Below are 8912 nucleotides of genomic sequence, written 5' to 3'. Positions count from 1 at the left end.
CTCGGCGTGTTGGCGCTGGTCCAGAAAATTCTCGGCACCTTCGGTTTCAGCCAATACGAAATAAACTTGTCCACCCGCCCCGAGCATTCGGTGGGCAGTGACGAGATTTGGGATGCGGCTACCCAGGCGCTGCGCAACGCCTTGGAGCGTGCCGGCCTGGCCTATCAAGTAGATGAAGGCGGTGGTGCATTTTATGGTCCAAAAATTGATCTGAAAATCCAGGACGCTATTGGTCGCAAGTGGCAGTGCAGTACAGTGCAGCTGGATTTCAACCTGCCGGAGCGCTTTGCCATGGAATATGTGGCGGAAGACGGTGCGCGTAAGGTGCCGATCATGGTACATCGCGCCATCTTCGGCTCTATCGAGCGTTTCTTCGGTGTGTTGATTGAGCATTACGAAGGTAAATTTCCACTTTGGCTCGCTCCGGTGCAGGCCGTAGTGTTGCCCATCAGCGAGCATTACGCGGCATATGCCATATCGGTAAGCGATGCCTTGGTGAAGCGCGGCATCCGTGCGGAAACGGACTTGAGAAACGAGAAGATAGGTTATAAGATACGCGCCCAGACTTTGCGCCGCGTGCCCTATCTGCTGGTGGTTGGGGAACGGGAAAAAGCAGCGGATACGGTGGCGGTGCGGGATCGGGATGGCCAGGATCTCGGTGCCCTGACCATAGACGCCGTGGGCGTCGCTCTGCAGAAGATGGATCGGGAGCGGCTGAACACCCTGGAGTGGCAAGGCTAGCGAGGAGGATAAGGCAATCGCGACAGAGAAAGAAGTGAATATCAATCGGGAAATTACCGCAGCGCGGGTCCGGTTGATAGGTGTCGAGGGGGAACAGTTAGGTGTGTTATCCTTCATGGAGGCTATCGCTGCTGCAGAAGAGGTTGAACTGGATCTTGTCGAGATCGCCCCGCAAGCCGATCCTCCCGTATGCCGGATTATGGACTACGGAAAGTTTCGTTTTCAGGAGAGCAAACGCCAGCATGACGCAAAACGTCGGCAGAAACAGACGCAGGTGAAGGAAGTAAAGTTTCGCCCGCGTACAGATGATGCCGATTATCAGATCAAACTGCGTAATATTCTGCGTTTTATTGAAGACGGAGATCGCGCGAAAATTACGTTGCGCTTTCGCGGTCGTGAAATGTCGCATCCCGAATTGGGCATGGAAGTGCTCAACCGGGTAGAAAAAGATTTAACGGAAGTGGGTGTGGTTGAACAACGGCCACGCATGGAAGGGCGACAAATGGTGATGATTGTCGCGCCGCGGAAAAAATAGGAGACCATCGTGCCAAAAATGAAAACCAATCGTGGGGCGGCTAAGCGCTTTAAGCGTACCGGCTCCGGTAAATTTAAGCATCGTCAGGCTTTTCTGAATCACATACTGACGAGTAAGACGACCAAACGGAAGCGCCATTTGCGCCATACTTTGGTTACTTCAGGTAGCGATCAGGCCGCATTGCGGCGTATGCTTCCTTACGGTTGATGATAGAGGAACAGTACCATGTCTAGAGTAAAACGTGGCGTAACCGCCCACGCCCGCCACAAGAAAGTTCTGGCTCGTGCCAAGGGCTTCCGTGGTCAGCGCAAGAGCAATTATCGCATTGCCCATCAGGCAGTGATGAAGGCTCTGACTTATGAGTATCGCGATCGCCGGACCAAGAAGCGTGATTTCCGTAGTTTGTGGATCGTGCGTATCAACGCGGCGGCGCGTTCTGAGGGGGTGACCTATAGTCGGTTCATGAACGGCCTGTTGCGCGCGGGTATCCAGTTGGATCGCAAGGTTCTGGCGGATATCGCCGTGCGTGACAAGGCGGCATTCTCCCGTCTCGTCGAGGTGGTCAAAGGTCAGTTGGCAGCCTGACGGTGGCGGAGGCTGTGGCGATGTTTTTGCAATCCATGGCCCCCGTCGCGACGGCCGCCCGAGAGATCGCGGCAGCCGCCGACTTGAATACCCTGGAACAGATTCGCCTTCAATGGCTCGGTAAGAAGGGTGTTCTCACCCAGGCCATGCAACAGCTCGGGCAATTATCGCCAGAGGCGCGGCGGGAAGCCGGGCAGTTGCTCAACGAGCGCAAGCTCGAAGTGCAATTGCTTTTGCAGGAGCGCAAAGGACAACTCGAAAGGGCGGTCATACAGGCACGCCTGCAGCAAGAGCGACTGGATGTGACCCTGCCGGGGCGGCGTGTGGCTGGTGGGTCTACCCATCCTATTCGGCAGACTCTGGAGTGGATCGAGCATTATTTCTCCAGGCTGGGTTTTGAAACCAGCGATGGTCCCGAAATAGAGGACGATTACCATAATTTTTCTGCGCTCAATATTCCGGAAGATCATCCTGCGCGTGCGATGCATGATACCTTTTATCTGGATGCGACGCGTCTCTTGCGTACGCAAACCTCGACGGTTCAGATTCGCTTTCTTGAAATGCACCAGCCCCCGCTGCGTATGATCGCCACTGGTCGAGTGTACCGGCGCGACTCCGATATCACCCACACGCCGATGTTTCATCAAGTCGAGGGTCTGTTGCTTGACGAGCACGCCAGTTTCGCCGACTTGCGTGGTTTATTAACAGACTTTCTCCAGGAGTTTTTTGAAAAACCCGATCTCCCGCTACGCTTCCGTCCATCCTACTTTCCCTTCACGGAGCCTTCTGCCGAAATTGATATAGGTTGCCTCATCTGTGGCGGCTCCGGCTGCCGGGTCTGCAAGCAGACTGGTTGGCTGGAGGTGTTGGGCTGCGGAATGGTGCATCCGGCGGTGCTGGCTGGCGCTGGCGTCGATGGCGAGCGCTTCAGTGGCTTTGCCTTTGGGATGGGTGTTGAGCGTCTTACCATGCTGCGCTATGGAGTGAATGATCTGCGTCTCTTCTTCGAGAATGATCTGCGCTTCCTCAAACAGTTTTCCTGAGGACCCATCATGCGCGTCAGCATTCAGTGGCTTCGTGAATTATTGGACACCTCCTGGGATACGGAGGAAATTGCCCAGCGGCTGACCATGGGCGGCATTGAGGTGGAGACCGTCGAGGACGCCGCACCGGCTTTTCATGGTGTGGTCGTGGCTGCCGTTCAGTCCGTTGCATCCCATCCGGAAGCGGACAAGCTACGGGTGGCGCAGGTGGATGTGGGTGATGGACGATTGCGTACCATTGTCTGTGGAGCGGATAACCTGACAGTGGGGCAGCGGGTACCCTTGGCGATGCCCGGTGCCGGCTTGCCTGGCGGTCGCGATATTGTTATTTCGGTACTGCGCGGTATCACCTCGGAAGGGATGCTTTGCGCTGCATCTGAGTTGGGGCTGGACGACGGCAGCAGCGGGTTGTTGATTTTGGATGCAGATGCACCTATCGGTGCCGACTTGCGTGACCATCTGGGTTTGGACGACCAGGTGCTGACCTTGGGAATAACGCCAAACCGTGGTGATGCGCTTTCCGTGCTAGGCGTGGCGAGAGACTTATGTGCACTCGGTGCGGGCACACTGCGCAATCCTGTGGAAGCGATGGCGGAATGTTCCTGGATGACCTTTGGCCCCGGGGGGGCGTCAACGTCAGATGATTTTTCCGTGCATATTGCGACAGCGGCGCAGGGTGCCTGCCCCTCTTATACTGCGTTGTGGATAGATGGTGTACCGCAACGTTTGCCGGATCGTCTGCATGAACGCTTGCGGCGTGCTGGACAGCGCTGTATCCATCCGGTAGTTGATCTATTGAATCTGTACATGCTCGAAACCGGACAGCCGCTGCACGCCTTTGATGCGAAAACTTTGCAAGGAGGACTCAGCATACGCTGGGCGCAGGATGGCGAGGTTCTCGACGCACTGGATGGCCGGGATTTGCCGCTGGCATCCGATATGCTGGTAATCGCTGACCGTGCCGGTCCGGTGGCTCTGGCGGGCGTTATTGGTGGACGGCGTACTGCCGTATCAGCACAGACCCAATCCATTGTTCTGGAGTCTGCTTTTTTTCAGCCTAAGGTTATTCAAGGCCGTGCGCGCCGTCTGGGTTTACAGACAGATGCCGCCATGCGCTTCGAGCGCGGTGTTGATTTTGCGCTGGCGCCAGCGGTGGCCGCGACCGTCCTGACACGACTGGCCACCCTGGGCAAAGCCGATTTACGGGAAACGTGGTCCCATACGGTGCTCGGCCAGTTACCGGAGCACGCTCCGATTACGTTGCGTCGGGCGCGACTGACGCGCATTCTGGGCATGGATTATGAGGATACCGTGGTCGAGACAGCGCTGACCCGTCTGGGGCTGCGCGTTAGTGAAATTCCCGATGGTTGGCAGGCGATTTCCCCCAGCCACCGCTTTGATCTGCACATTGAGGCAGACTTGATCGAGGAGGTGGGCCGGATATACGGCTATGAGCGATTGCCTGTCCATCGGCCAGTGGGCACCCTGCAGCCCTTGGTTATGGCGAGAGGGCCACAACCGGCTACTTTACGTGGCATCCTGCAAGCGCGTGATTATCATGAGGTGATCACCTACAGTTTTATTTCCCGTCAGGCGCAGGATGTTTTTACCCCGAATGCTGACGCGCCGGTCCTGCTCAATCCCCTGTCTACGGATTTGGCCGTCATGCGTGCCAGTCTCTGGCCGGGCCTGATGCAAGCGCTCCAGTTCAATGTGAAGCGGCAGCAGGATCGGGTGCGAATTTTTGAATTGGGGCGGGTGTTTTCTGCGAATGGCCAGCGCCTTGTCCTGGGCGGTTGTATGGTCGGCGCAGCCGACCGGGAAAGTTGGGCGCAGCCACAGCGTGCGGCCGATTTCTACGACTTGAAGGGGGATGTGAGTGCTTTGCTTGCGCTGTGGCCGGAGACGGAGTTTTCTTTCCGGCCGCTGACGGATCATCCGGCTTTGCATCCGGGACAGGCCGCAGAAATTTGGGTGGCAGATCAGCGGGTGGGTATGCTCGGTGCGTTACATCCGACGCTTGCGGCAGAGTGTGACCTGGACAAATCGCCGTTTTTCTTCTATTTGGATATAGAATGCTTGGATGGTCTGGTGAATGTCTCCCGGTTCAAGCCGCTGTCGCCTTTCCCAGCGTTGCGGCGGGATATGGCTTTAGTGATCCCGGATGATATTCCGGCAGGGACAGTGTTGAACGTCATGCGGCTAAACGCATCGGGCATTGTTAAGGAAATTACGATTTTTGATCGGTATCAGGGCGCATCTTTGATGGTGGGAACATACAGTTTGGCCTTTGCGCTGCTCTTGCAAGATGCTGAGCGGACGCTGACCGACGCAGATGTACAAGCAGAAATGGATCGGTTGCTGGTTGCCGTGCGGCGACTTGGTTCCATCGGACTCAGGGCATAGGGAGAATAATATGGCGGTGACTAAAGCAGAAATCGTGGATATGCTGTTCGAGAGTATGGGTCTTAACAAGCGGGAAGCCAAAGGTATTGTTGAAGCCTTGTTTGATGGCATTCGTGAGAATTTGGCGCGGGGTGAAGAAGTGAAGCTGTCCGGCTTTGGCAATTTTACATTGCGCGACAAAAATCCTCGTCCCGGCCGTAACCCCAAGACAGGCGTGGAGATTACCATTACGGCACGGCGCGTGGTGACTTTCCATCCGAGTCAAAAACTCAAAGCCTACGTGAATGGTAGCGCACCAGACAACGGCTAAGGGAAAGGCGGGCAAAGACCTCGCACCACTCCCCGAGATACCCGAGAAGCGGTATTTCTCGATTAGCGAGGCCGCCCTGCTCTGCGGGGTGAAAGCGCATGTGCTGCGCTACTGGGAGCAGGAGTTTCCACAACTTAGTCCCTTAAAAAGAAAGGGTAATCGGCGCTACTATCAAAGTCATGATTTACTGCTGGCCCGACAGATTCGTCTGCTGCTCTATGGTGAGGGATATACCATTCATGGTGCCCGCGAGCGGATGCAGGTCTTAACGCATGCGGCACGCCAGGAACATTTAGAAGAACAGACGCGGTTAGAGCTGGAAGTGGCCGATTCCCCAGGTCAGATCAGGGTGGTGGGTGATGGTCGTCTACAATATTTACGTGCAGAGTTGTCGGCACTACTGAATTTGTGCCGTCATGGGCATTGACCAGAGTCAGGTTTCAACAGTATATTACTGGCTTCGCGGGGCGTAGCGCAGCCTGGTAGCGCACCTGAATGGGGTTCAGGTGGTCGGAGGTTCAAATCCTCTCGCCCCGACCAATTATTGATTAATAATCATCAGATTAGTATATATATAGTCCTCTGCCAAAAACCTTTCGGGAAACTTTCGGGTTATTTTCGGGAAACCATGCTGGGCAGACCGACCGTATCGGTCACAACCCATGCTTCCATGTGCTTGTCCAGATAATGTTTGGTCATCTTTTCGGTCGAGTGACCGAGGAGACGCTGTATTGCCTCATTGGCCCAGCCCGCTTGCCGGTACAACTCAGCGCCCAAGGCCCGTATCTCGTGGAAGGTGGGACGCTGTTCAGGAGTGAGGCGAGCAGACACCTGGGTTTGATCCCTCAATCGGGTAAACTCACGGGTCAGCATCTCGGGGGTCACGGCGGTCCAATGCTCTTTCTTGTCGAGGTACTCGCGACGTCTTCTCGCTGGGGCTTTGTGCACTAGGTATGGGCTTAGGATGTCGTCACGGCATCTTGCTATGACCGTGTCGAGCGCCGGCCCCACAGGCAGGAGCAATCTGCCCATGTCCGATGTGTGGTCCGTCTTAAGTTGCCGCACGGGCAGATAGGTGCGGCCATCTCGTTCCTCCAACGAGTCGAACCGGAATTGAACGATGTCTTCACGGCGCTGTAGTGTGTGAAGCGCAAGATCCAGAGCGTTCCGAAACCACTTGTTCGCCGCATGATGGATTTGTTGGAAATCCTCAAGAGTCAAAGGCCGCCGCTTCACCACATGATCGCGCGGAATGGTCATTTCAGGTACGTTCGTCGGTGGAATTATCTTGCCTTTGGCAATGGCGTGACGCCAGATCTGAATCATCAGCGAGCGGTGCGCATTTGAAGATCTTGCGAGCAGCCGGTCCAGGAAAGCCGACACCCTTTCCAGTGTTACCACTTCCCAGGAGAGGTGACCGAACTCGATGCGGATGGTGCGCAGCATGATGCTGTACTCGCGCAGGGTCTTTTCGGCCAGCGCATGTCCTTTTTTTGAGCGTCGGCCGGGTAGGATCTCAGTCTCGAATGTTTTGAGGAAGTCGCCAATGCTTTGGCGATCGGTCATGACGCGGCTGACTAGCCTTTCCGATTCGCGATCCATGAGTTGATGGGCGAGGTGGGCATTTAAGGCAATGGCCGCCTTGATGGCTTTTTCGGCGTCAGTGCCTAAGCTTGTCCGTCGGCCATTGACGGGGTTCCGGTAGCGATAATAGACCGTGCCGCCTTGTGGCTCAGCACAGAGGTTTGCTGGAAGTTTTGCAGATCTGGTACGTGGCCGTGGTGCCATTTTCACCTCCTGCTTAACACTTTGGAAACGAGTCCGCTGATTTCAGGATTTGCGCCGGAAGCAAATTGCGCCTCCCATTTTTCAGAATCAATGAAGCACCGTCCACCAATTACCGTGCCAGGCACGGCGCCGCTTTCGACCCAACAGCGAATGGTTCTCGGGTCTGGGGCAGACCCAGGTTCGAAAAAGGCTGATCGGAATCGATCGACTTTCATGAGTTTCATGCTCCACCTCTCGGACCCTGGCCAAGATTTAGGCCGCGAAGGAATTCGGCGAATCCGGCTGGATCACTCTGCCGCGGCGGCGCGACCTGTTTTTGTTGGCGGGGGGCCACAAAGCCCGAAAAGCCCGACGGGTCAAATCTTCCTGTTTTTGCTTCCTGTACGAGCTTTTGCAGGTACAAGATCGGCTTGGTCAGAGCTGCCTGGCCTGTCCTCATCAGCGCGGCTCGCCACTGGGCCGCGACTGGCTCCATGAGCCCCTGATCAACCTCGCCTAGGAGCGCGGCTGCGGGCTGCCATACTTGGTCGCCCCAGGCGGGCAGGCCATGCTGGGCTCGGTGCCTCTCTATTGCCTCCTTGGCTGCCAGCACCACAGCACGCGCTGTGCTTCTGGAGTTTTGAGTGGTAGTAGTTTTTTTGGTTTTCTCCTTTTGGTTTTGTCCTCCTGGTATATCCTTCTGTTCGCCATGGATGGACGCGCCATCCATGGTTGGGCCATCCGTGGTTTTCTTGGGGATGGTGGCCGCCGGTGGTGTGTCCCTGAATTCATGGCGCCACACTATCCTGCCATCCACTGTTCGGCAGCGGCACGACTGCCACCACCCTATCCTCTCGAGTTCCTTCCTGATCGTTCGCCATCGGGCCTCGGACAACCCTAGCATCCGACACATCGGGCCAATCCGGACCTGGAAGCCGTCGCTCCTGCCAGCCAACCAGGCGGCCACCGCACGCGCTGGCAACGAAAGGTCTTTTGACTCCAAAACGTAGTCGGGCACCATTCCGAACCGCCGCCCGTGCTTGACCTGCACCCCCTCGGGGGAGATCATCGAACGCCCCCAAAAAGCTGCAATTGGTGCTCGTCCTGCAACCCGGAGAGGGTGGTCCGCAGGATTTGCTGAGCGCGCCGCCGGCCCACCCCAAACGCCGCGGCAATTTTGCTCGTGTCCGCGAGCCGGTCGCCCCCGGCTCCATCCTGCTCCGCGTCGGCGGCGGCCATCTGCTGGTAGAAATAGCTAATTTCACCAAATTTTTCGGATGAGAATTCGGGTTCCACTGCTCGGCGAGCAGCCGCCAAGGGGTCAAACTTCTGGAAGGCGGCAACCACTGCTGCCTGCACCGCCTCCTCCTGTTTGTCGGTCCCGTATCTCCGCAAACTCTGGGCATCGGCCGGGCTCAAAAACCCATACGCAACATATTGATCCAAAAGTGACATTTTTGCTCGCCTTTGCGGCGGGCGGGGTGGAATTATCTATTGGGGAGCGTCGCCAGGGGCCGCGGGGTCG

General features: G+C 56.5%; 11 protein-coding genes and 1 tRNA gene. 9 read left to right on the top strand and 3 right to left on the bottom strand.

The window, feature by feature from the left end; genetic code table 11:
* From HF921_RS06400 to HF921_RS06360, 9 genes are all read left to right on the top strand, one after another.
* A partial coding sequence (locus tag HF921_RS06400) for a threonine--tRNA ligase (RefSeq protein ID WP_264318186.1) occupies nucleotides 1-741 on the top strand: 741 nt, incomplete at its 5' end.
* Nucleotides 742-775: 34 nt separating this feature from the next.
* Nucleotides 776-1276, top strand: coding sequence for a translation initiation factor IF-3 (gene infC, locus HF921_RS06395; protein WP_035191398.1), 501 nt, complete (start codon nucleotides 776-778; stop codon nucleotides 1274-1276).
* A gap of 9 nt (nucleotides 1277-1285) precedes the next feature.
* Nucleotides 1286-1483 carry a 50S ribosomal protein L35 gene (gene rpmI / locus HF921_RS06390; RefSeq protein WP_064219264.1) on the top strand — a complete coding sequence of 66 codons (198 nt, stop codon included), beginning with the start codon at nucleotides 1286-1288 and terminating at the stop codon, nucleotides 1481-1483.
* A gap of 18 nt (nucleotides 1484-1501) precedes the next feature.
* Nucleotides 1502-1861: a 50S ribosomal protein L20 gene (gene rplT, locus HF921_RS06385; protein WP_012537291.1), complete on the top strand. Its 360-nt coding sequence runs from the start codon at nucleotides 1502-1504 to the stop codon at nucleotides 1859-1861.
* Between the two features lie 20 nt (nucleotides 1862-1881).
* The gene (gene pheS, locus HF921_RS06380) at nucleotides 1882-2904 is read left to right on the top strand and encodes a phenylalanine--tRNA ligase subunit alpha (protein WP_064219265.1); all 1023 of its coding nucleotides are present in this window, start codon (nucleotides 1882-1884) and stop codon (nucleotides 2902-2904) included.
* 9 nt (nucleotides 2905-2913) lie between these two features.
* Nucleotides 2914-5310, top strand: a complete 2397-nt coding sequence (pheT, locus tag HF921_RS06375) for a phenylalanine--tRNA ligase subunit beta (RefSeq protein WP_215893537.1) — start codon at nucleotides 2914-2916, stop codon at nucleotides 5308-5310.
* Nucleotides 5311-5320: 10 nt separating this feature from the next.
* The gene (locus HF921_RS06370) at nucleotides 5321-5620 is read left to right on the top strand and encodes an integration host factor subunit alpha (RefSeq protein WP_064219267.1); all 300 of its coding nucleotides are present in this window, start codon (nucleotides 5321-5323) and stop codon (nucleotides 5618-5620) included.
* The gene (locus tag HF921_RS06365) at nucleotides 5595-6047 is read left to right on the top strand and encodes a MerR family transcriptional regulator (protein WP_064219268.1); all 453 of its coding nucleotides are present in this window, start codon (nucleotides 5595-5597) and stop codon (nucleotides 6045-6047) included. The genes HF921_RS06370 and HF921_RS06365 overlap by 26 nt, the downstream gene beginning before the upstream one ends.
* Before the next feature lie 36 nt (nucleotides 6048-6083).
* Nucleotides 6084-6160 (top strand) — tRNA-Pro (locus HF921_RS06360).
* A gap of 72 nt (nucleotides 6161-6232) precedes the next feature.
* Here the strand turns inward: HF921_RS06360 and HF921_RS06355 are convergent.
* The 3 genes from HF921_RS06355 to HF921_RS06345 form a co-directional block, all read right to left on the bottom strand.
* Nucleotides 6233-7408: a phage integrase Arm DNA-binding domain-containing protein gene (locus HF921_RS06355; RefSeq protein WP_009567031.1), complete on the bottom strand. Its 1176-nt coding sequence runs from the start codon at nucleotides 7406-7408 to the stop codon at nucleotides 6233-6235.
* A gap of 220 nt (nucleotides 7409-7628) precedes the next feature.
* A complete protein-coding gene (locus HF921_RS06350) occupies nucleotides 7629-8189 on the bottom strand; it encodes a hypothetical protein (RefSeq protein ID WP_215893536.1) in 561 nt (186 codons plus the stop codon).
* A gap of 263 nt (nucleotides 8190-8452) precedes the next feature.
* Nucleotides 8453-8842: a hypothetical protein gene (locus HF921_RS06345; protein WP_215893535.1), complete on the bottom strand. Its 390-nt coding sequence runs from the start codon at nucleotides 8840-8842 to the stop codon at nucleotides 8453-8455.
* Between the last annotated feature and the right edge of the window lie 70 nt (nucleotides 8843-8912).

This window comes from Acidithiobacillus ferriphilus (assembly GCF_018854775.1).
GTDB classification, from domain to species: domain Bacteria; phylum Pseudomonadota; class Gammaproteobacteria; order Acidithiobacillales; family Acidithiobacillaceae; genus Acidithiobacillus; species Acidithiobacillus ferriphilus.
The sequence above is the reverse complement of the archived record's forward strand: the minus strand, read 5'-3'. Positions and strand labels throughout refer to the sequence as shown.

Bases quoted from the DNA above. Each gene is read 5' to 3' on its own strand.
- rplT (WP_012537291.1), top strand. From the start codon at position 1,502: ATGTCTAGAGTAAAACGTGGCGTAACCGCCCACGCCCGCCACAAGAAA.
- pheS (WP_064219265.1), top strand. From the start codon at position 1,882: ATGTTTTTGCAATCCATGGCCCCCGTCGCGACGGCCGCCCGAGAGATC.
- pheT (WP_215893537.1), top strand. From the start codon at position 2,914: ATGCGCGTCAGCATTCAGTGGCTTCGTGAATTATTGGACACCTCCTGG.
- HF921_RS06370 (WP_064219267.1), top strand. From the start codon at position 5,321: ATGGCGGTGACTAAAGCAGAAATCGTGGATATGCTGTTCGAGAGTATG.
- HF921_RS06365 (WP_064219268.1), top strand. From the start codon at position 5,595: ATGGTAGCGCACCAGACAACGGCTAAGGGAAAGGCGGGCAAAGACCTC.
- HF921_RS06355 (WP_009567031.1), bottom strand. From the start codon at position 7,408: ATGGCACCACGGCCACGTACCAGATCTGCAAAACTTCCAGCAAACCTC.
- HF921_RS06345 (WP_215893535.1), bottom strand. From the start codon at position 8,842: ATGTCACTTTTGGATCAATATGTTGCGTATGGGTTTTTGAGCCCGGCC.